The organism is Pseudomonas sp. FBCC-B1667 (assembly GCF_059133255.1).
On the sequence record NZ_CP101437.1, the window covers coordinates 1,220,183 to 1,241,540 of the forward strand.

Below are 21,358 nucleotides of genomic sequence, written 5' to 3' on the forward strand. Positions count from 1 at the left end.
TGGCGTCGGTCCTTTGACATGGATCCAGACTCATTGCGCCATTGACTCGCTAGGCCATCAAGCTGGCTGCCAATGCAACTACACGAAGACCAGGGTCTGACTAGACTGCTGTTACGACAGCACAACAATAAGAACAGGAGGTCTTGCCGTGAATGTTGCCCCCAGCCAGTTGCCCCACAGTGTCAAAGGTCAGGTCAGTGCCGCCGAGTGGCAGACCCGCGTCGATCTGGCGGCCTGTTATCGTTTGGTCGCCGCGCATGGCTGGGACGATCTGATCTTTACGCACATCTCGGCCAAGGTGCCGGGCACCGAAGATTTTCTGATCAACCCGTTCGGGCTGATGTTTCACGAAATCACCGCATCGAGCCTGGTCAAGGTTGATCAGGCCGGCAACAAGCTGATGGACAGCCCCTACGAGATCAACCCGGCGGGCTACACCATTCACAGCGCCGTTCATGAAGTTCGCCACGATGTGGTTTGCGTGTTGCATACCCACACCGCGGCAGGCGTTGCGGTCTCGGCGCAAAAGCAAGGCATTCTCCCAATCAGCCAGCAATCCTTGTTTGTCCTGTCCAGCCTGGCTTACCACGCGTATGAAGGGGTGGCGCTGAACCATGAAGAGAAGGCGCGCCTGCAAGCCGACCTCGGTGAAAACAACTTCCTGATGCTGCACAACCATGGTCTGTTGACCTGTGGCGGCACCATCGCCGACACGTTCCTGATGATGTTTACGTTCCAGCGCGCCTGCGATATCCAGGTGTTGGCACAGAATGGCGGCGCCGAATTGATCGCTATCGAACCGCAGATTCTGGCGGGCGCCAAGGCGATGATCGCCGGCGTAACCAAAAGTGCTCAAGGGATGGGTGGCGCGCTGGCCTGGCCGGCGCTGCTACGCAAACTCGATCAACAAGACCCGGGTTATAAACTCTAATGCCACTCGCCGAGATCCCCCTGTGTGTCTGGCGTAAACGTGGCCAGACGTTCGTATTCCGTGGCCAAAACATCCGTTATTGGACGGCCGGGCAGGGTGAGCCGCTGTTGCTCATCCATGGCTTTCCGACCGCCAGTTGGGACTGGCATTACCTGTGGCAACCGCTGGCGCAGCGGTATCGCGTGATTGCCTGCGACATGCTCGGTTTCGGTGATTCCGCCAAGCCGGTGGACCATGAATACAGCCTGCTCGAGCAGGCCGACTTGCAGCAGGCGTTGCTGGCGCATTTGAGTGTCACGCAACCGGTGCACCTGCTGGCTCACGACTATGGCGACAGCGTGGCGCAGGAATTGTTGGCCCGGCATTACGAAACCCGCCTTCATATCGCCAGTTGTGTGTTCCTCAACGGTGGCCTTTTTCCCGAAACCCACCGTCCGCTGCTGGCGCAAAAACTGCTGCTCAGCCCCTTGGGCTGGATGATTGGCCGCGCCTTCACGCGTGACGCGCTGGTGAAGAGTTTTCGGCAGATTTTCGGGCGGATGACCCGACCTACTGAAAGTGAAATGGATGATTTCTGGGGGTTGATCGACAGCAATCACGGCCAGCGGGTCATGCATAAACTCATCACCTATATCCCGGAGCGACGGGTCCATCGCGATCGTTGGGTCGGTGCCATGCAGTGCGGCGAAGTGCCGTTGCGTGTCATTGATGGCGAGGTCGACCCCATTTCCGGTGCACACATGGTCGCGCGCTATCGGGAGCTGATCCCTAACCCGGACACGGTCCTGCTGGCCGAGATTGGCCATTACCCACAGACCGAAGCCCCGGCGCAGGTGCTCAAGCATTACCAGGAGTTTCGTGATCGGCTGATTTTGCCACCGCGCAGGTTCGCGTACTCCTGATTATCCCCCTGCCTTATCGGGCACCATTCAGCCTCACCCTTGTTCATTGTGAGCCGCAGCGCCGTGCCTGACACTCGGGCTTATTGTCCCTGGCCTGCTGGAGTTTCCCCATGAATGAGTCTGTGCGCTTCGAAGATAAAGTCGTGATCGTCACCGGTGCGGGCGGCGGCCTGGGCCGGGCACACGCGCTGCTGTTCGCCAAACAGGGTGCCAAAGTGCTGGTCAACGATCTTGGCGGCTCGGCGCAAGGCGAGGGCGCCAACGCGTCTGCGGCAGACCGCGTGGTGGCCGAGATTCGTGAGGCCGGCGGTATCGCCGCGGCCAACCATGATTCCGTTACCGACGGCGACAAAATCGTCCAGCACGCCCTCGATGTGTTCGGCCGTATCGATGTGGTGGTCAACAACGCCGGAATCCTGCGCGACAAGACTTTCCACAAAATGGATGACGCCGACTGGGACCTGGTTTACCGCGTCCACGTCGAAGGTGCCTACAAAGTCACCCGCGCCGCCTGGCCGCACATGCGCGAGCAAAACTATGGCCGAGTGATCTTCACCGCGTCGACCTCGGGCATCTACGGCAACTTCGGCCAGTCCAACTACGGCATGGCCAAACTCGGCCTCTATGGCCTGACTCGCACACTGGCCATCGAGGGCCGCAAAAACAACATTTTGGTCAACGCCATCGCGCCGACTGGCGGCACGCGCATGACTGAAGGCCTGATCCCGCCGCAAGTGTTCGAACAACTCAAACCGGAACTGGTCAGCCCGCTGGTGGTGTACCTGGCCAGTGAAAACTGCAAAGAAACTTCCGGGCTGTTTGAAGTCGGTGGCGGCTGGATGGGCAAGGTGCGCTGGGAACGTAGCCTGGGTGCCGGGTTCGATCCGCGGGTGGGGTTCTCGCCGGAGGATGTGGCGGCGCGGTGGGAGCAGATTTGTGATTTCGAGGGCGCGGCGCATCCCAAGGACAATATTGAAGCGCTGAAGGAAATGATGGGGAATTTGCAGAAGTATTCCCTTTGATGGAGACCAGCAAGGCCGTTGACGACCTTGCTGGTACTTAGTGTTCGGGGTTGCATCGGTTATCAAGGAAAGTACTTGCGAATCAATGCGGCCAGATTTGCCGCCGTTTGCACGTCCATGATTCCGTCGTATGTTTCAGGGCGAAAGTGCAACTGAAAGGCGCGAACCAGTTGCGTGAAGCCCTGTTCGGTAGACGCATTTGAAATGTCATACCCATAGGTTTTGAACAGTTTGAGCAATTCGGTACGGGCTGGAATCCCGGCTTCTTTGTATTGCTGCAGATAGGCGTCGCGGGTGGCATCGTCGAACCACGCACCAATGCCTTTCAAATACAGGGCATGCCAGGGAAATTTCGGCCCCGGATCACTCTTGCGACCGACCGCAACGTCAGAGTGACCCAAGACATGTGTCGGGCCGATATCCGGATAGCGCCCAAGGATGTTCAGCGCCAGTTGTTCAATCGCGACAATTTGTTCTGGCTGATACGGCGGGAAGTTGAACACCCCCTGGCTGAACGTCGCCAGGTTAACAATTTCGACTCCGATAGAGGTGTCATTCAGACTGCTGCGGTTGCCCCACTGACTGACACCCGCGTGCCAGGCACGTTTGGTTTCGTCGACAAGGCTGAAGACTTCCTGCCCGGTGTAACCTGCTTTCAAGTAGCTCGGATCGGTGATGTCAGGAACCAGATAGTGTGCGCTGACATTCGGGCCGGTCAATGCATTGACTGAACTGGAGAAATTGCCGGCCGTGTAGTGAAAGATCAAAAAGCGCACCCGACTGTTCGAACTCTGGGTGGCGTGGTGTTTGTTGTAGATGATGGGTTTCATGAAAAAGCGACTCGGGGTTAATTAAGTTAAAGTCAGCACGTAATGAGTATCAGTGTCTGAGCTGTAATTAACCTTAATGGATGGGGCGCTTTGTGTGTTTACCGAAGCCTGTAGGCGCTTTCCGAAAGGCGTGTAAGTAGTGGGAAGTTTGGTGTGCGGTGTGACAGCTTTGAAGGGGGAGTCAGGCACGACTGCCTGCTCCACTGTTTTATTTCTATTCTTCCATTTTGAAGCCGGGTTTGCCGTTGGCAGCTCGCCAGGCTTTGATTTTTTCAATGATGGCTTCAGGTGTGGATTCTTCTTCTGAGTCTGCGTAGTAAATTAAATCGGCTCCGTCTGGGTGTTCTGTTAGTACCTCAAATAAAAGAACCGCATCGATTTGATCTTTTTCCGTTGGGTGCTCAGACCGGCAGATTACATTTATAAATTCGAGAAACTCTGCTTCGGTGTAGTCGGAGATGTTAAGTTTTTTCATTTCAGTTTCCCCCTTTGTGAAGCTCAGAGTGACGTTTCGGAATAACAATTCGGATGTTGTCGATATCGTAGACGTCGCCACCTTTTGAAATACGGTTCAGAGGGTGGAGTTCAAACTTTATTTTGCCACCTGATCTGTCACTTCTACGAGAAAAAGGGGCTCTTCCATTCTTCATTTCATGCATGTTGTTGGCCGTGAACTGTGTGACGAGTTCAGGGACGTCAATGGCAGCTCTCCAAAACTGCTCTCTAAAAACCCTGAAACTTGAATACTCTTGTCCCCGAAGCTTATCCGCGATCCGGTTCGGAATCACTGCGCCATTGCCCTGCGACGCCGGTTCCAGCCACATTCCCGACACTGGTTCTCCATAACCACTGGCCATTCCAGGATCATCCCTTCGATCTTTGAACATCGTAAAGATCGGCGGGATGCCCGAATCCTTCGGGAAGACAGTGATGAATCCACCAAAGCTGTAGAGGTCAAGCTCCGGAAATGAATCTGTCCTTCCTTCAAGCGCCGTTAAGGTAGTGCCATCGTAAACGGCAATGTTCCGTTCGCTGACGGGGAGGTTGGTTGACGCGTCGTTCGGCGTGACGATTGGAGTCCAGGTCATGCCCACTGACGGAGCATCCCGGCCGACTGGCTTTGGCGGCTTCCCGCGACTCGAACATCGCAACCATCGCATTTAATCTTGCGAGCTGTTTCGCCTGCTTTTTGGTGTTGGCTTCCTCTCGCTCTTTCGCCTCGCGTGCTTTTTCTTCCTGCCGTTTGGCTGCCGCTTCTGACGCAATCCGAGCCTGCTCAACTGCCAATTGCCATGCGTTTTCTACAGCATTTAGTCGCGCCTGCTCACGGGCTCTATCAGCAGCCTCCTCATTTGCGCGGGCCAACACTGCCGCCACTCGATGAGCTTCGCGTTCCGCTTCTAGTTGTCGTTGTTCTTGCGCTTGAGCAGCGGCAAGAAGGTTCTGCACATGTATGTGTTGGGTATGTAGAAGTTTAATTTGCTCTGCCAGGAAGTTTGCAGAGTAAGCGGCTTTATAAGATGTGACCCACCTTGCATAAACGGGGCCGTAGGGTGTTACTGGCTTTTCAAGGGTTTGAGCTTTCGTCAGGTAGTCACCAATTGTTTTATTGATGGGACTATGACCATAGAAGGAATCGCCTGCTGCGGTTTGAACGTGTAGTTCAGCTGTCTTTTGTTGGATGAATAGATTTCGGATGTTGAGTTCGTGTTGATGCGCTTGCGCGGGACTTGTTGCTGAAACCGGATGTTGAACTCTCAGGTTTGACAAGTCGCTTTCGGTTGTTCCTGTCAAGTTCTGAAGTCTTGCGCTGTGTTCATTTTTTACGGAGTTCTCCGTAACTTTGATTTTGTCGCGGGTTTCGCGCCGAAGTCCTTCGTTTAACGTGACGCCCGAGCCGATTCCGGGGCGTGTCGGCGGCACTCGAAATCCGCCGCCTTTCGGATCTGTTCCAAGCTTCGGCTGTGCACCAATATAAGTGGTTGGCAAGTCAACTTTGCCAAGCTCTCCGATAACGTGTGATACCGGTCATTCATGTGTCGGACCTTGCTTCTCTGACATGTTGTTCTTCCATGAGTAATTGTTGCTCGCTGAAAAAAGCTTATGTCAGAGGTGAAAATATTGGGTCTGTGAAGCGTGTAGGTATTTTCCTTTTAGGTGGTAAGTAGTTGTTCCATCTTTCCGGATCGAAAGAGTTAACCCGCATTAAATTCGAGACATTCTTTTTTCTTACCCATAAAAAAGGCCGCTGCAAACGCAGCGGCCAAGTAAGACGTTGGATCAGGAGCTACAAATCAACGTCTGTGTACACGGGGCGATCAATCGAAAAAGCGTCGATTCATCTAAATTCTGTTGCCGATGGCGTGGATTGATCACACCCCATGGCGTCGTGCTGTCCGGTGGATCACCGTGAAAGCCCGGCAAGAATAAGCCTTTGAGTCCAAAGGAAAAATAGCGATTCGCGACATGCAGTGTTGCAGCCTGAGCAACAGTCCCGTGTTATCACCCTTGTGCAGCCGCAGCCGGACGCACCCTCGCGCCTTGCCCATGCATCTGGCTGATAACCCTTCATCCAGCCCATCCATACCGGGCGCAAAGCCGCGGCCCACCTGGGCATTCATCCTTTAGAGGTACACCGCGAATACCTCCTTGGTGCGCTTATCGCTCCCCGGTTGCGGCAGTAGGGTGGGGCCTTCTGTCACTCACCGGGGAAGACGCATGACAAAAACAACAATGCGCGCCATCTTCAAACCGCAGGCGCTGGCCGCTGCGGTGGCCTTGGGTTGCTGTGCCCAGGCGCAGGCTGTTTCATTCAATATCGGCGAGATCGAGGGGACGTTTGACTCCTCACTGTCCGTCGGCGCGAGCTGGGGCATGCGCGATGCCGAGAAATCGTTGGTGGGCACCGTCAACGGCGGGACCGGGCAGTCCTCGACCGGTGATGACGGGCGGCAGAACTTCGGGAAGGGCGAAACCTTTTCCAAAATCGTCAAGGGCATCCACGACCTTGAATTGAAGTATGGCGATACCGGTGTGTTCGTGCGGGGCAAGTACTGGTATGACTTCGAATTGCAGGACGAAGATCGCCCGTTCAAACAAATCAGCGACCACGGCCGCAAGGAAGGGGCCAAGTCTGCCGGCGCGCAAATCCTCGACGCCTTCGTTTATCACAACTACGCCATTGCCGACCTGCCGGGCAGCGTGCGCGCCGGTAAGCAGGTAGTGAGCTGGGGTGAAAGTACCTTCATCGGCAACTCCATCAATAGCATCAACCCGATCGACGTTTCAGCGTTCCGCCGTCCAGGTGCCGAGATCAAGGAAGGGCTGATTCCGGTCAACATGCTGTACGTCTCCCAGGGCCTGACGGATCAGCTCTCGGTCGACGGGTTCTACCAGCTGGAATGGGACCAGACTGTTCTTGATAACTGCGGCACGTTCTTCGCTGTCGACGTGGCGGCCGACGGTTGCAACAACAATTACACCGTCGGCAGTCCCGCGATTGCTCCGTTGGCGCCATTGGCAGCGGCGTTCGGTCAGCCGATTCAAGTGACCCGTGAAGGCGTGGTCGTTCCCCGTGGCGGCGACCGCGATGCGCGGGATTCCGGGCAGTGGGGCACCGCGTTGCGTTGGCTCGGGGATGACACCGAATACGGGTTGTACTTCATGAACTACCACAGCCGCACACCGACGGTGGGCACCGTCACGGCTGGCGCGTCGACACTGGCCAGCCTGCCGGGCATGGTCGGTATTGCCAACCGCTTGGCACCGGGGAGCGGTGCGGGTCTGGCCCAAAGTGTGATGCTCGGTCGCGGTCAGTATTACCTCGATTACCCGGAAGACATTCGCCTCTACGGCGCGAGTTTCTCCACCACCTTGTCGACCGGCACTGCGTGGAGCGGCGAGATCAGCTATCGGCCGAACGCTCCGGTGCAGGTCAACACCAACGACCTGACCCTGGCCTTGATCAACCCGATTGCCGGCGGTGCTGCATCGCCCATCGCGACGACGCCTGGCGCTGACAACAAAGGCTACCGCCGCAAGGAAGTCACGCAAATCCAGAGCACCCTGACGCAGTTCTTCGATCAGGTACTGGGCGCGCAACGACTGACCGTGGTCGGCGAAGCGGCGGTGGTTCACGTCGGTGGCCTGGAGGGGCGCAGTCAGCTGCGTTACGGCCGCGACTCAGTCTACGGCCAGTACGGTTTCGGTGGCGACACCGAAGGCTTCGTCACCTCGACCTCGTGGGGCTACCGCGCCCGGGCGATCCTTGATTACGCGGACGTGTTCGCCGGGGTCAACCTCAAGCCCAACCTGTCCTGGTCGCATGACGTTGCCGGCTACGGTCCCAACGGGCTGTTCAACGAAGGCGTCAAGGCGGTCAGCGTCGGCGTCGATGCCGACTATCGCAACACCTATACCGCGAGCCTCAGTTACACCGACTTTTTTGGTGGTGACTACAACGTCCTCGAAGACCGCGACTTCGTGGCGCTGAGCTTCGGCGTGAACTTCTGATCTGGCTGAGAAGGATGATTTTCAATGTGCAAGATGATTCTGCAATGCGGCGCCCTGGCCCTGAGCTTGCTGGCTGCCAACGTGATGGCGGCGGTATCGCCGGATGAAGCCAACAAACTCGGCACCAGCCTCACGCCGCTGGGGGCCGAGAAGGCCGGCAACGCCGACGGATCGATTCCGGCCTGGACCGGTGGCATTCCAAAAAATGCGGGTGCGGTGGACAGCAAAGGCTTTCTCGCTGACCCGTTCGCCACTGAAAAACCGCTGTTCGTGATCACCCCGGCGACTGTCGACAAGTACAAGGACAAACTGTCGGAAGGTCAGGTGGCGATGTTCAAGCGCTACCCGCAAACCTACAAGATCCCGGTCTACCCGACCCATCGCACCGTGGCCGTGCCGCCGGAAATCTACGAGTCGGCCAAGCGCAGTGCGCTGAACGTGACCGCCATCAACGACGGTAACGGCCTGGCCGGGTTCACCGGCAACCGCTACTACGCGTTCCCGATTCCCAAGAACGGCGTCGAAGTGATGTGGAACCACATCACCCGATACCACGGCGGTAACCTCAAACGCATCATTACCCAAGTGACCCCGCAAACGAACGGCAGCTACACGCCGATCCGCTTCGAGGAAGAAATCGCCGTCCCGCAACTTATGAAGGACCTGGACGCGGACAAATCCGCCAACGTGCTGACGTTCTTCAAACAGTCGGTTACCGCGCCGGCGCGTCTGGCCGGTAACGTGCTGCTGGTGCACGAAACCCTCGATCAGGTGAAGGAACCGCGTCTGGCGTGGATCTACAACGCCGGCCAGCGTCGTGTACGTCGAGCCCCGCAAGTGGCCTACGACGGCCCGGGCACCGCCGCTGACGGTCTGCGTACGTCCGATAACTTCGACATGTTCTCCGGCGCCCCGGATCGCTACGACTGGAAATTGATCGGCAAGAAGGAAATGTACATCCCGTACAACAGCTACAAACTCGACTCGCCGAGCCTCAAGTACGACGACATCGTCAAGGCCGGCCACATCAATCAGGACCTGACCCGTTACGAACTGCACCGCGTCTGGGAAGTGGTCGGCACGGTCAAGCCGAGCGAGCGGCACATCTACGCCAAGCGCCACATGTACATCGACGAAGACAGCTGGCAAGTGGCACTGGCGGATCACTACGACGGACGTGGGCAACTGTGGCGAGTGGCAGAAGGGCATGCTCAGTATTACTACGACCACCAGGCCCAGGCGTACACACTGGAAGCGCTCTACGACATCATTGCCGGCCGATACATCGCGCTGGGGATGAAGAACGAAGAGAAGCACAGTTTCGAGTTTGGCTTCGAAGCCAAGATTGCCGACTACACGCCATCGGCGTTGCGTGCGGAGGGGGTTCGGTAGGGGCTTTATCCATTCACCGTGCAAAAGGCGACCGGGTGGTCGCCTTTTTTATGGTTGCCAATCAGCGTGCTGAATACTTCTAAACAAGCGGGTTAGACAGGTCTAGGGTGGCCTCACAACTATAAGAAGGCACGCTGCAATGACCGCCATGACTCCGTGTCTGGACCGTTCCGGATTCCTGCCCCGCCTGTCCTCTCTTCATCTGTCGCGTGAGCGTTTGAGCGAACCGTTGCGGGCGTCGACTGCCCGGGTGAAATTGATCTGCGCCCCCGCTGGAAGTGGCAAGTCGGCGTTGCTTGTCGATTGTCTGTTGCAGGCGCCGTCGCAGTGTCGGGTGTGCTGGTTGCCGTTGTCGGGCGCAGCCGTGAGCGCGGCGGACTTTCGTCAGCGTGTGGCCGAGGCATTGGAATTGGCGTCATCGGAGGAAACCGCGCTGCTTGGCGCGCTGGCTCGTTTGCAGTCGACGACCTGGCTGTTTCTCGACGATTTTTGCCGTGTCCCGAACCCCGAACTCGACCAGCTGCTGGATCGCATGCTGTCCGTCAGCAGTCCGATGTTGACCTGGTGGCTGGGCACTCGACGTCGCCCGCAATGCAATTGGTCACGGTTGCTGCTCAATGACGAGTTATACGAATGCGAGCGCTCGACGCTCGCCTTTGAACCCTCTGAAATTGCTTCGCTGTTGCACCACCTGACGCCGGCTGATGCCAACACCGCTGCCAGCAAAATCATCCAGCGCAGTGGCGGTTGGTGCGCCGGGGTGCGCGTGGCATTGCTGCAAAAATGCGACTGGTCACGCAGCGACACACTTCACGGTCGACCGGACACTTTGCTCGATTACCTCGAACACGAACTGTTCACCAGCCTGACCCCTGAGTTGACAGAGGCCTGGCGGGTACTCGCGCATTTGCCTCGCTTCAATGCTCGCCTGTGTGATCACCTGTTTGGCGCAGGGGAGGGCGCGCAATGCCTGAAGACGTTGCAGGATCTGGGGTGCTTTATCGAGCCTTGGCAGGACTCGGCCGACTGGCTGCAGATCTTCCCTCCACTCCTGCAATTGATGCGTGATGAACAATGGCCGGCCGGACGTTCCTGGCATCGCCGAGCTTGTCAGTGGTTCGCCGCTGAGCAGGACTGGAAAGCGGCGTTCGAACAGGCCTTGCTCGCCGAAGAGTTCGAGGTCGCGGTCAGCCTGTTGCAGCATTTCAGTTTCGAGCATTTGTTCGAGGAGCAGACCGTCGTGCTGTTGTTGCGGTTGTACGAGCAACAAGGCGACGCGCTGATGTTCAGTTCGCCGCAACTGGTCGGGCTGATCACGGCGGCGTCGTTGTTTGCCGGGCGGTTTGAACAAGCCGCCGATTGCATTGAGCAGTTGTCACGATTCATCCCACAGCCGTCGGCAATTCTGCAGCGGCAACTGATTGCACGGTGGCAGGCGCAGCAGGGCTGGCTACTGCATTTGCAGGGACGGATGGAGGGGGCGCGCGCGCATTTTTTCGACGCGTTAACTGTGCTCGGTCCTGACCTCTGGCCCGTGCGCTTGATGTGCCTGTCGGGTTTGACGCAACAGGCCCTGCTCAGGGGCGAACTCGAAGCGGCGCAGGCGATAAACCGCGATGCGTTGTGCCTGGCGCGGGCGCAAGGCTCGCTGGTTTTCGAAGGGCTGCTGGAGCTCGATCATGCCCAATTGCTGGAGCAACGTGGAGCCCCTCAACGAGCCGACCAGTTGCTCGCCAACGTTCAGGGCTTGCTCACTCAGCAGCAGCGAAACGCCGAGCCCTTGCTCGGGCGAATCGCCTTGCACCGTGGGCGCTTGAGTTTGTGCCAGGGCCTGGATGCGCAGGCTGCCGCGCATTTCGAAGCGGGGCTGCTCATCTGTTTACGCAATCACGACAAACGGGTGCTTTATGGTTTCCTCGGTTTGGCGCAGGTGGCGGCCAATCAGCGCGACTACGCCCAAGCATTTGTCCAGCTGCGCGATGCCGAGCGCTTGATGCAGCAACGGCAGATTCCTGACACCGTATATCGCGGTGTGCTGTTGCAGATCAGCAGTCAATTCTGGCTTCAGCAGGGTCGCCCGGAACTGGCCCATGAGGCACTCAGTCGTGTACTGCGCCACTACCGTGGTCCGCATGTGCGGCAGGCGCCTCCCGCCACCCTGATGTTGATTGCGCGTATCGATTATCTGTTGGTGTTGGCAAAGGTCGCTCTGCGCCAGGCCAAAGACCCAATGAACCATTTCGCCCAGGCACTTGAACAATCGCAACGCGCAGGCATGCGGGCGCTGGAGGTCGAATTGCTGTTCGCCGCGGCTGAAGTCGCATGGCAGAACGGTGACAGGGTCGGCGCCCGGGATGGATTGCACAAAGGGTTGAATCTTGCCAGGCACCATAACCTTCACCAGGCGCTCGGAGAGTTGCGATTGCGCCAGCCTGATCTATTGCCGGCGCTGGACGTTGCTTGGGGCCGTTCGGGAAAAAATCTGCCGGAGAGTGAAATCAATCCACTCAGTCAGCGTGAAATGGAAGTGCTCAAGCTGATTGCGCTGGGCAATTCGAATCAACAAATAGCCGAGCAGTTGTTTATCTCCTTGCACACGGTGAAAACACATGCGCGGAGAATTCACGGGAAGTTGGGTGTGGAGCGCCGGACGCAAGCGGTTGCGAAAGCCAAGAGTGTGGGTCTGCTGGAGTGAGTGAAGGACTGTTTGCTATCGGGCTCCAGTCCGCTGCTGCCATACAACTATTCTCTGATTGAAAAAAATGCGGGGGGAGATGTTTCCTTTTATATGTAAAGGTTGGTGTTTTTTCTTGTTTTTTTAGCCTTTATGAAAGGGATGTTTTTGTGTGTTGGTTTAGTAATTGCTGAGCGGTTGGCTGCTGTGTTGTGAGTGTATGTTTAGGTGTTTTGTTTATTCTTTATGTGTCTCTTCGGTATTGAAATTTCTCATACAAGTATTGAAAAGTGTTTTGGGTTTTTAAGGGTGAGGCTATCTGTTTTAGTTTGATCTCAATCCAGTCGGCAACAGCGTGCCGCTTTTGTAATCAAACTAAATGAGATCGATAATGCTAAACGAACAGGAAAAAAACATTACGCTGGACGCGGTGCATGAAGCCCGTACCCATTTGATCGAGGCACTCAAAAGAATCCCTTCGTTCAAGACGTTTCTTCATATTTGCCTGGCAGACGAACTTCAAAAACTGGATTCTGACGCCTCCATATCGCGCCGTTTTATTAATCTTCGCTCGGGCGTAATAGTCTCTAATGCCGAACCTACCGGCAATGTGCTGGATGTATTTTTAGCGTGCTTTAAACGCGGCAGGCCTCCCCAGTACACGGCTGATAAATACGGTGTATATGAACTCGATAAGATTAACAGTGAAACGTTCAGGCTGAAGTTTGTGGAGGTGGCAAACGTCGGCAAAATGATGGCCGACCTGATGCAGAAGCTGCCTGAGAAATGCAGTTCAGTATTAGCGGACTATTGGAGCGTTTCCAATAGTGTTGACAGCAAGGGTCGTTCTTTGCCGTCGCCGAAACGGGAGTTGCGCAATCTTCAGGCGCGACTTTTCTGGCGCGAGCTGGACATGGCGGCTAGCGAAAACCTGATGTCCACCAGTGACGTCGCGACCATTAACAGTTTAATCGTTTCGGGACTGCCAAGTTCCTGCTACGCCGTCTCGGTTGAAAAACAACAGGGAGGTTTCTCGACGCTGGCATCCACCTTTGTTATTTCTCTTTCTGGCGCGGTCGCAAATGAGCTGAATCCAGCAGGCGGTCAAGAGGTGGTTCTTTTTTCACCGTTCGGTGGATTAGAAAAATTCAGCACCGTGAGTGCACTTCATCAAACGTTGCAACACCGCCTGTCCGATGCGTCGACCCGCGCCGATCTGTTGCAGGGGCTGTCGGAGGAGGAGAGCGCTCTGGTATCGATGGTTCCAGCGATTCGTTACGCGAGAATCCTTGAAGACCTGTTTGAGCATTGCGCTGAAGGCCTGCTGGCAAGGCAACGTCGTGATCTCATCTATCAAGTGCGACAGTTAGTGACTGTCGGCGCGCATACCGCGGCAGCATGGCAGCCGCTGGATAAAGTGCTATCCATGAATGCGCTGGTACGTGCTGAAAATGCGCGAAATGTGTTTTTGATCAAGGCGATGATGGAGAATGCCCGCCCTGAGTGGTTTAAAAATGCCTATGTCACCAATCAGGAGTTGTATGTAGGTCTGGAGAGGAACCTGCTTGAAAGCCAGGTCCAGCTACATGAATTGACCCAAGACGTGGCGAGCCTCACAGCGTATGCCCGGCAGGCCGTAGAGGCATTCATCTCGCCGGGAACCGACGAACGAATCGATCCCGATACGGTGTTTGTGAATATTCAGCACTGGGTCGGGATGGCGGATGGCAAACGGATTGAACACCGTGAGCGGAAGACGCTGACCCAGGCTTTCATTTATGGGGCGCATGATCGGGCAGGGCGCTACACGATTACGCTGGAGAAAGACTATGGCCTCTCCAGGTTGACGCCTGAAAACATAATGCGGGCCATTGAAACTCAGGATCTGCGTCTGGCGTATGGACCCGCTCGGCAGCAAGTGTATGGCCAGCAGAACGTCAAGGAAGCGATGCTGGAAGTGCTGGGTCGAAAGACTGCCTTGACGCTGTTCGGCGCCATCATGCAAAAGCACATTACCTGGGTTGCACAGGATATTGTTCAGCGCTTCAACTTTGGCGACCCATCGATTGAAGCGTCTGGAATCGCATTAAGATCGTTCTATAACTTCAAGCCCTTGAAGGATCTTGTTGTCTACCGCAGAAAAGAAGGCGACGCGAATCTCAAAACTTACGTGCTCTATGCACCCGGTTCGCCGATGAATAAAGACTGGTACGAATTCTCCGATCTGGACAGTCTGCAACGGTACATAGGATTGTGGGCGCTTGAAGAAGAGGGACGCACCTACCTTCGAACCCAAGTGCATGAAAGTGATCGGTATAACCTGGAACATGAAGTAATCGGCAAGGAATGGCCCCGTGGTGAACCGAGGGAAAGGATTCAGGGCCGAGCATGGTGGGATCAGGTCAATCTGGTTGCCTGGGTTGAAAACGATGGGTTAAAGGGCTGTATTGAAAGTGTCCTTGACTGGGAGGAAGCCGAAGAAAAGGCTGTCACGCCCCCTTGGTACCGAAACGCGGGTGCGGAAGATCGCCGCTTGTACAATCGTTTGAACACGGACTTCAAGGCCATTTATAACGCGTCAAAAGACAAGTTTCATATCCAGGGCTTTCACACGTTTTCTCGTGAATTGGTCATGAGTCGGTTAAATGAGTATCTGGGGCGAACTGGCGATCGCCGGATCGATCCTGATCGCGTCATGGTGAAGTTTCATAAAGGCGCAATGACGCTGACGCAGTTGTTTATCAATTGGCATCTGTGGCGCAGCGATGCGAATGTGTTCGAGAAAATTTTGCTGCCTGGATCGAATACGCTCAGAGACAGTATCAGGGTGTCTGAATTCTGGTGGAAGGACACGGGCAAGCCAATGACTGAGCTGAATTCCAGTACGCTCAATAAGCTTATCGACCTGATGCCAGGCGAGCATTACAGCCATTACCTGAAGTCAAACTTTCTATGGAAGGCGGATATTGATCTGCGGGCAAATCTGTACCGGGAACTCAAGAAAAACGAGATGTTCAGGGCGGCGCTGACGCAAAAGCTCAATGGCACGTTGCCGTCGGGGCATTATGACTGGCTGATAGAGTCGATCAAGGGGCTGGATCGAGACACCAGGACGCCAGACGGTGTTTCACCCGGCAGTGCGCCTGGCGAAGGGGTTTATGAGTTCTGGCTTGAAGGTGCGCGCATAGCGGGAGGGTATGTTTTTGGTGAGGGGCACGTAAAGTTTGCCTATATCCCGAATTCGCCCGGCAAAGCCTTTATCTGGGTCGGTGATTTATCCAGGGCTATCGAGAACGATCGTATTTTGGGCGAGCATCTTCTGGGTCTGGCCGGTTTGCGTGGGCGGGACAGGGTCGGCGCTTACATCAGCAAGTCACGAGATCCGCGAGGTACTCCACCAGTGCCTGGGTTAGGCGGCACTTATCCGGTCTACAACTTCAAGGCCGAATACGAAAGCCTGATTGGTCGCTCGCTTGATGATCTGGATGTGCTGACCACCTCGCCAATCGAAGCGTTCTGGCAGGAGACAAAGATTGTTCTCGCGGTGGCTTTGGATGTGATTTCGATCCTTGTCCCGCCGGTGGGTTTCGTCGTCAGCGTGTTGAAGATCAGTCATTCAATCGTGCAAGGCATCATCGCATCCAGCTATGGCGATTCTGCAGGCGCCAATGCACATTTTGCTACGGCGTGGCGCGGCGCAATCGTCATGTATCTGGGTAAAGCCGCCTCGGTAGGATCGGCGGCCTCGGCACTTGGCCTGCTGTCCACCATCAAGGATCTGACCGACGTTCTCTCGGCCGTCACCGGCGTGCCGGTTGGAATCACTTATGTCACTGCGGTGGCTGTGCCGCACTGGACTCCCGAGAGTACGACCCGCGTGATCGGTTGAAAGTCGGGACTCGCCTCAAGGCGTTATCCCGAGGATCAATGATCGGAGCTGATCAGCTCCGGTCTTGAGACATCGGTGATGGCTCATACCCCATCCGCCAACTCACGGCCCGCGTCGCTGCCAGCAACCGCTGCGCCGCCGGGCCGTTCTCATCGGCATGAAACAATGAGGTCGGGCCGACAATGGTCATCACCGCCGCAACATGCCCGACAGCATTGAACACCGGCGCCGACAACGCATCGACCCCCGGCATCAGCAAGCCATGCACATGATGCAGACCGCGTTCGCGGATCTGTTCGCACAACGCTGCATAGGCCTGATCGTCCACCAACGCATGCGAAGCGCTGCTTTGCAGTTCCTGCTCACGCAAGTCCACAGTTTCACGCTTGGGCAGGTACGCGCCAAACACCAGCCCTGTGGATGAACTGAGCAACGGCAACACTGAACCCAACTGCGTCACCACCGTCACTGCGCGCACGGCCGGTTCGATGTGCACAACGGTCGCCCCCTGATTGCCCCACACCGCCAAAAAGCACGTCTCGTTCAATTCATCGCGCAATTCGGCCAAGGGCAGGGCGCCGACTTTCAGCACATCCATACTGTTCAAAGCGGCGAGTCCGACGCGCAGGGCTTCGCGGCCCAGTCCGTAATGGTTGGTGGCAGCATTTTGCTCAGCGAAACCGCTGGCAATCAACGCCTGCAAATAACGGTGAACCTTGCTCGCTGGCATCTGAACGTGTTCGGCCAGGCGCGACAGGGAGGTCGAGGGCGACAACTCGGCCAGCGCCTTGAGGATATCGGTGCCGACCTCGGCCGAGCGGACTTTCTGTTTGTCGTTGTTGCGCGGCGTTTCCATGGAGGCGGCCTGATCCCGGGACGAATGGGCGTCTTTATAGCTTGACGGTCAATACCAATCAAATTACGTTATGCGTAATCAAATTACGATAAAAATAACCCCACGGCGTGCCGAACCTCTGCAACAGAGCGACAGGTCAGCGCCTGGTCCCCGTTCAGGAGGCTCCATGAACCCTGATTCAACCGCGCCAGCACTGGCCTATCAGTCCGGCTTCGGCAACGAATTCAGCAGTGAGGCGTTGCCCGGTGCACTGCCTGTCGGCCAGAACTCTCCGCAAAAAGCCCCGTATGGCCTCTACACTGAATTGTTTTCAGGCACTGCGTTTACCATGGCTCGCAGCGAAGCGCGGCGTACCTGGATGTACCGCATTCAGCCATCGGCCAATCACCCGGCGTTCGTCAAACTGGATCGGCAACTGGCCGGCGGCCCATTGGGTGAAGTGACCCCCAATCGCCTGCGCTGGAACCCGCTGGACATCCCGACCGAGCCAACCGATTTCATCGACGGATGGGTGAGCATGGCGGCCAACTCTGGCGCGGAAAAACCGTCCGGAATCAGCATCCATAGCTATCGCGCCAATCGCTCCATGGAGCGGGTGTTCTTCAACGCTGACGGCGAACTGCTGCTGGTGCCGGAGCAGGGCCGTTTGCGCATCGCCACCGAACTCGGGGTGCTGGAACTGGAGCCGCTGGAAATCGCTGTGCTGCCGCGTGGTCTGAAATTCCGCGTTGAATTGCTCGATCCGCAAGCCCGCGGTTACATCGCCGAGAACCATGGTGCACCGCTGCGTCTGCCGGACCTGGGGCCGATCGGCAGCAATGGCCTGGCCAATCCGCGGGACTTCCTGACGCCGGTTGCGCACTACGAACACCTCAAGCAACCCACCACGCTGGTGCAGAAATTCCTCGGTCAGTTGTGGGGGTGTGAGCTTGATCATTCGCCGCTGAACGTGGTTGCCTGGCACGGCAATAACGTGCCGTACAAATATGACCTGCGCCGTTTCAATACCATTGGCACGGTCAGCTTCGATCACCCGGACCCCTCGATTTTCACGGTCCTGACCTCGCCGACCAGCGTGCACGGTTTGGCCAACCTGGACTTCGTGATCTTCCCGCCGCGCTGGATGGTTGCCGAGAACACCTTCCGTCCGCCGTGGTTCCATCGCAACCTGATGAACGAATTCATGGGCCTGATCCAGGGTGCTTACGATGCCAAGGCCGAGGGCTTCGTGCCCGGCGGTGCGTCTTTGCACAGCTGCATGAGCGCTCATGGCCCGGATGGCGAAACCTGCACCAAAGCGATCAGCGCTGAGCTTGCGCCGGCGAAAATCGACAACACCATGGCGTTCATGTTCGAGACCAGCCAGGTCTTGCGCCCGAGCCGTTTCGCCCTCGATTGCCCGCAACTGCAAACCCATTACGACGCTTGCTGGGCCACGTTGCCCGCTACGTTTGACCCGACCCGGAGATAACCCATGACTCAGACTTCAATCACTCGTAGCTGGGTTGCCTCCGCCAACGGCCATGCTGATTTCCCTCTGCAGAATCTGCCGCTGGGCGTGTTCAGCGTGAACGGTTCGGCCCCGCGTAGCGGTGTGGCGATTGGCGACCATATCCTTGATCTGGAAGCGGCCCTGGACGCCGGCCTGTTCGACGGCACAGCCAAAGCCGCGGTCGAAGCCACCCGTGGCGGTCAGTTGAACGCGTTCTTCGAACTGGGTCGTGACGCTCGCGTTGCCTTGCGCGAACGCCTGCTGGAACTGTTCAAAGAAGGCAGCACGCTGCACGGCAAGATCGAAGCCCAAGGCGCAAAACTGCTGCCATTGGCGGCTGATTGCACAATGCACCTGCCGGCGAAAATCAACGACTACACCGACTTCTACGTCGGCATCGAGCACGCGCAAAACGTCGGCAAACTGTTCCGCCCCGACAACCCGCTGCTGCCGAACTACAAATATGTGCCGATCGGTTACCACGGTCGTGCCTCGACCGTTCGCCCGTCCGGGACTGACGTTCGTCGTCCGAAAGGGCAAACCTTGCCGGCCGGTCAGACCGAGCCAACGTTTGGCCCGTGCGCACGTCTGGATTACGAACTGGAACTGGGCATCTGGATTGGCCAGGGCAATGAGATGGGCGACTCGATCGCCATCGGTGACGCCGCCGATCACATCGCCGGTTTTTGCCTGCTCAATGACTGGTCGGCGCGTGACATTCAAGCCTGGGAATACCAACCGCTTGGCCCGTTCCTGTCGAAAAGCTTCATTACCAGCATCTCGCCGTGGGTCGTCACCGCCGAAGCGCTGGAGCCGTTCCGTCGCGCCCAGCCTGCGCGCCCTGAAGGCGATCCGCAGCCCCTGCCGTACCTGTTCGACAAGCGCGACCAGGCCGCTGGCGGTTTCGACATCGAGCTGGAAGTTCTGCTGCTCACCGAAGGCCTGCGCGAGCAAAACCTGCCGGCCCATCGCCTGACGCTCAGCAACACCCAACACATGTACTGGACCGTGGCGCAAATGGTTGCGCACCACAGCGTCAACGGCTGTCAGTTGCAGGCCGGTGACCTGTTCGGTTCGGGCACCTTGTCCGGTCCGCAAAACGGTCAGTTCGGCAGTCTGCTGGAAATCACCGAGGGCGGTAAAAAGCCGATCGAACTGGCATCGGGTGAGGTGCGTAAGTTCCTTGAAGATGGCGACGAAATCATCCTGCGTGCGCGTTGCAGCCGTGAGGGTTTCGCGTCCATCGGCTTCGGCGAATGCCGCGGCAAAGTACTGCCGGCGCGTTAAGAGGATCGGTTGATGGAACTCTATACCTACTACCGTTCGACTTCGTCGTATCGGGTGCGTATCGCACTGGCGGTTAAGGGCCTGGATTATGAGGCGCTGCCGATCAACCTGATTTCACCGCCAGGTGGCGAACATCGCCAGCCGGCCTACTTGGGCATCAACCCGCAAGGCCGGGTGCCGGCCTTGCGCACGGATGAAGGCGACCTGTTGATTCAGTCGCCGGCGATCATCGAGTACCTCGAAGAACGTTATTCACAGGTGCCGCTGCTGTCCAAAGACCTTGCCGTCCGCGCGCACCAACGCGGTGTGGCGGCGGTGATTGGTTGCGACGTACATCCGTTGCACAACGTCAGCGTGCTCAACAAGCTGCGCCAGTTGGGCCATGACGAACCGCAAGTGGTGGAGTGGATCGGACACTGGATCAGCCAGGGGCTGGCGACGGTGGAGCAGTTGATCGGGGATGAAGGTTATTGCTTTGGCGATGAGCCCGGATTGGCGGATGTCTATCTGATCCCACAACTGTACGCGGCCGAGCGATTCAACATTTCCCTTGAGGCGTACCCACGGATTCGCCGAGTAGCCGCGTTGGCTGCCAAGCATCCGGCGTTCATCAAGGCCCACCCGGCCAACCAGCCAGACACCCCATAAAGCCTCACCTGATCAAAATGGGGGAGTGAGCCTGCTCGCGATAACGGTGCATCAGTCAACGTAGATGTCGACTGACACACCGCCTTCGCGAGCAGGCTCGCTCCCACAGGGATCTGCGGTCAGTGGACGATCGAGTTCGGCGGCAGGTGCCCCAGGCGTTCGGTCAGGCGTATCCGCTGGATCGGGTCGTCGCTGAGCAACAGCGCATGCTCCAGATCGAAGCGCTCGGCATTCGGGCAGTCCAGGCGTTGATAGAGGCTGGCTCTGGCCAGGTAATCGGCGGCGCTGGCATTGCCCAGTTCCAGCACTCGTTCGGCGTCGACCAGGGCGCGGATGTAGTCATCGTGGGAAAGGTGCAGCTGACGCAGGTTTCGCGACAGGCGTTGCAGCATCTGTAACGGATCCGCCGTCAGCAAATGGTCAGCGCCAAGTTTCATGTTCGGGCCGTACTGGCGTTGCAGCAGTTCCCGGCAGTCGTTGGGGTACAACCGGCGCCCGCCACAAGGGTCAAGCAGGTGGTCGGCACCGGGCACTCGCAGCAGGAAGTGCCCGGGGAAGTTGACCCCCACCAGCGGGATCTCCAGACGCTTGGCCAATTCCAGCGCAATCAACCCCAGGGTCAGCGGTTGGCCGCGGCGTAGTTCCAGCACCTTATTGAGCAATGCGACTTGCGGGCGCAGTGGCGTGAAATCGTCCTGGGCGAACCCCAGGTCATTCATCCGCCGCAACAACGGTTGGGCCAGTTCGCTGACCGGTAACATCGGCAAGCCGTAGCTGACGTGCTGTGTCAGATCGTTGAAGTCGGCCAGCACGGCCTCGGGGCTCAGCCTGGAATCGTGCTCGACTGCCATCCACAGCGCCGCTTCGAACAGCGCGGGCGGTGAACGTTGCAGGCAATCGAAGAAGCGTTGGCGGGGCGTCAT

16 protein-coding genes are annotated in these 21,358 nt (G+C 57.3%); 10 read left to right on the forward strand and 6 right to left on the reverse strand.

All coding sequences use genetic code 11. The annotated features are described in order from the left end of the window. Positions 1-148 precede the first annotated feature (148 nt). From NL116_RS05345 to NL116_RS05355, 3 genes are all read left to right on the forward strand, one after another. On the forward strand, positions 149-931 hold the full coding sequence (locus tag NL116_RS05345) for a class II aldolase/adducin family protein (protein WP_494376297.1): 783 nt from the start codon (positions 149-151) through the stop codon (positions 929-931). After that, positions 931-1,833 (forward strand): alpha/beta fold hydrolase, encoded by a 903-nt coding sequence (locus NL116_RS05350; RefSeq protein WP_494376298.1) that lies wholly within the window; start codon positions 931-933, stop codon positions 1,831-1,833. The genes NL116_RS05345 and NL116_RS05350 overlap by 1 nt, the downstream gene beginning before the upstream one ends. Before the next feature lie 110 nt (positions 1,834-1,943). Continuing rightward, positions 1,944-2,855, forward strand: a complete 912-nt coding sequence (locus tag NL116_RS05355) for an SDR family oxidoreductase (protein WP_494376299.1) — start codon at positions 1,944-1,946, stop codon at positions 2,853-2,855. A 62-nt stretch (positions 2,856-2,917) separates the two neighbouring features. Here NL116_RS05355 and NL116_RS05360 read toward each other — a convergent pair whose 3' ends face one another. The 4 genes from NL116_RS05360 to NL116_RS05375 all read right to left on the reverse strand — a co-directional run bounded on the left by NL116_RS05360 (position 2,918) and on the right by NL116_RS05375 (position 5,674). After that, on the reverse strand, positions 2,918-3,685 hold the full coding sequence (locus NL116_RS05360) for an N-acetylmuramoyl-L-alanine amidase (RefSeq protein WP_494376300.1): 768 nt from the start codon (positions 3,683-3,685) through the stop codon (positions 2,918-2,920). Between the two features lie 214 nt (positions 3,686-3,899). Continuing rightward, positions 3,900-4,160, reverse strand: a complete 261-nt coding sequence (locus NL116_RS05365) for a bacteriocin immunity protein (protein WP_494376301.1) — start codon at positions 4,158-4,160, stop codon at positions 3,900-3,902. A 1-nt stretch (position 4,161) separates the two neighbouring features. Then, positions 4,162-4,773: a pyocin-S2/colicin E7-DNase domain-containing protein gene (locus NL116_RS05370; RefSeq protein WP_494378006.1), complete on the reverse strand. Its 612-nt coding sequence runs from the start codon at positions 4,771-4,773 to the stop codon at positions 4,162-4,164. Next, a complete protein-coding gene (locus NL116_RS05375) occupies positions 4,670-5,674 on the reverse strand; it encodes a hypothetical protein (protein WP_494376302.1) in 1,005 nt (334 codons plus the stop codon). Before NL116_RS05375 ends, NL116_RS05370 begins: the two co-directional genes overlap by 104 nt. 729 nt (positions 5,675-6,403) lie before the next feature. Between NL116_RS05375 and NL116_RS05380 the strand changes: the two genes are divergently transcribed. The 4 genes from NL116_RS05380 (at position 6,404) to NL116_RS05395 (ending at position 16,152) form a co-directional block, all read left to right on the forward strand. After that, positions 6,404-8,197: a DUF1302 domain-containing protein gene (locus NL116_RS05380; protein WP_494376303.1), complete on the forward strand. Its 1,794-nt coding sequence runs from the start codon at positions 6,404-6,406 to the stop codon at positions 8,195-8,197. A gap of 24 nt (positions 8,198-8,221) precedes the next feature. Next, complete coding sequence (locus NL116_RS05385; RefSeq protein ID WP_494376304.1) at positions 8,222-9,589, forward strand: DUF1329 domain-containing protein; 1,368 nt, start codon at positions 8,222-8,224, stop codon at positions 9,587-9,589. Between the two features lie 139 nt (positions 9,590-9,728). Further along, on the forward strand, positions 9,729-12,284 hold the full coding sequence (locus NL116_RS05390; protein ID WP_494376305.1) for a LuxR C-terminal-related transcriptional regulator: 2,556 nt from the start codon (positions 9,729-9,731) through the stop codon (positions 12,282-12,284). Between the two features lie 370 nt (positions 12,285-12,654). After that, a complete protein-coding gene (locus tag NL116_RS05395; RefSeq protein ID WP_494376306.1) occupies positions 12,655-16,152 on the forward strand; it encodes a dermonecrotic toxin domain-containing protein in 3,498 nt (1,165 codons plus the stop codon). Positions 16,153-16,204: 52 nt separating this feature from the next. Here NL116_RS05395 and NL116_RS05400 read toward each other — a convergent pair whose 3' ends face one another. Next, complete coding sequence (locus NL116_RS05400) at positions 16,205-17,008, reverse strand: IclR family transcriptional regulator (RefSeq protein WP_494376307.1); 804 nt, start codon at positions 17,006-17,008, stop codon at positions 16,205-16,207. Positions 17,009-17,174: 166 nt separating this feature from the next. Here NL116_RS05400 and hmgA point away from each other — a divergent pair, with 166 nt between their 5' ends. Genes hmgA through maiA form a run of 3 tightly spaced genes read left to right on the forward strand, consistent with a single transcriptional unit; the run spans position 17,175 to position 20,435 of the window. Next, positions 17,175-18,479 (forward strand): homogentisate 1,2-dioxygenase, encoded by a 1,305-nt coding sequence (gene hmgA / locus NL116_RS05405; protein WP_494376308.1) that lies wholly within the window; start codon positions 17,175-17,177, stop codon positions 18,477-18,479. Between the two features lie 3 nt (positions 18,480-18,482). Beyond that, positions 18,483-19,787 carry a fumarylacetoacetase gene (gene fahA, locus NL116_RS05410; RefSeq protein ID WP_494376309.1) on the forward strand — a complete coding sequence of 435 codons (1,305 nt, stop codon included), beginning with the start codon at positions 18,483-18,485 and terminating at the stop codon, positions 19,785-19,787. A gap of 12 nt (positions 19,788-19,799) precedes the next feature. Further along, on the forward strand, positions 19,800-20,435 hold the full coding sequence (gene maiA / locus NL116_RS05415; protein WP_494376310.1) for a maleylacetoacetate isomerase: 636 nt from the start codon (positions 19,800-19,802) through the stop codon (positions 20,433-20,435). A 119-nt stretch (positions 20,436-20,554) separates the two neighbouring features. On the opposite strand, the gene NL116_RS05420 is transcribed toward maiA, so the two are convergent. After that, complete coding sequence (locus NL116_RS05420; protein ID WP_494376311.1) at positions 20,555-21,358, reverse strand: SirB1 family protein; 804 nt, start codon at positions 21,356-21,358, stop codon at positions 20,555-20,557.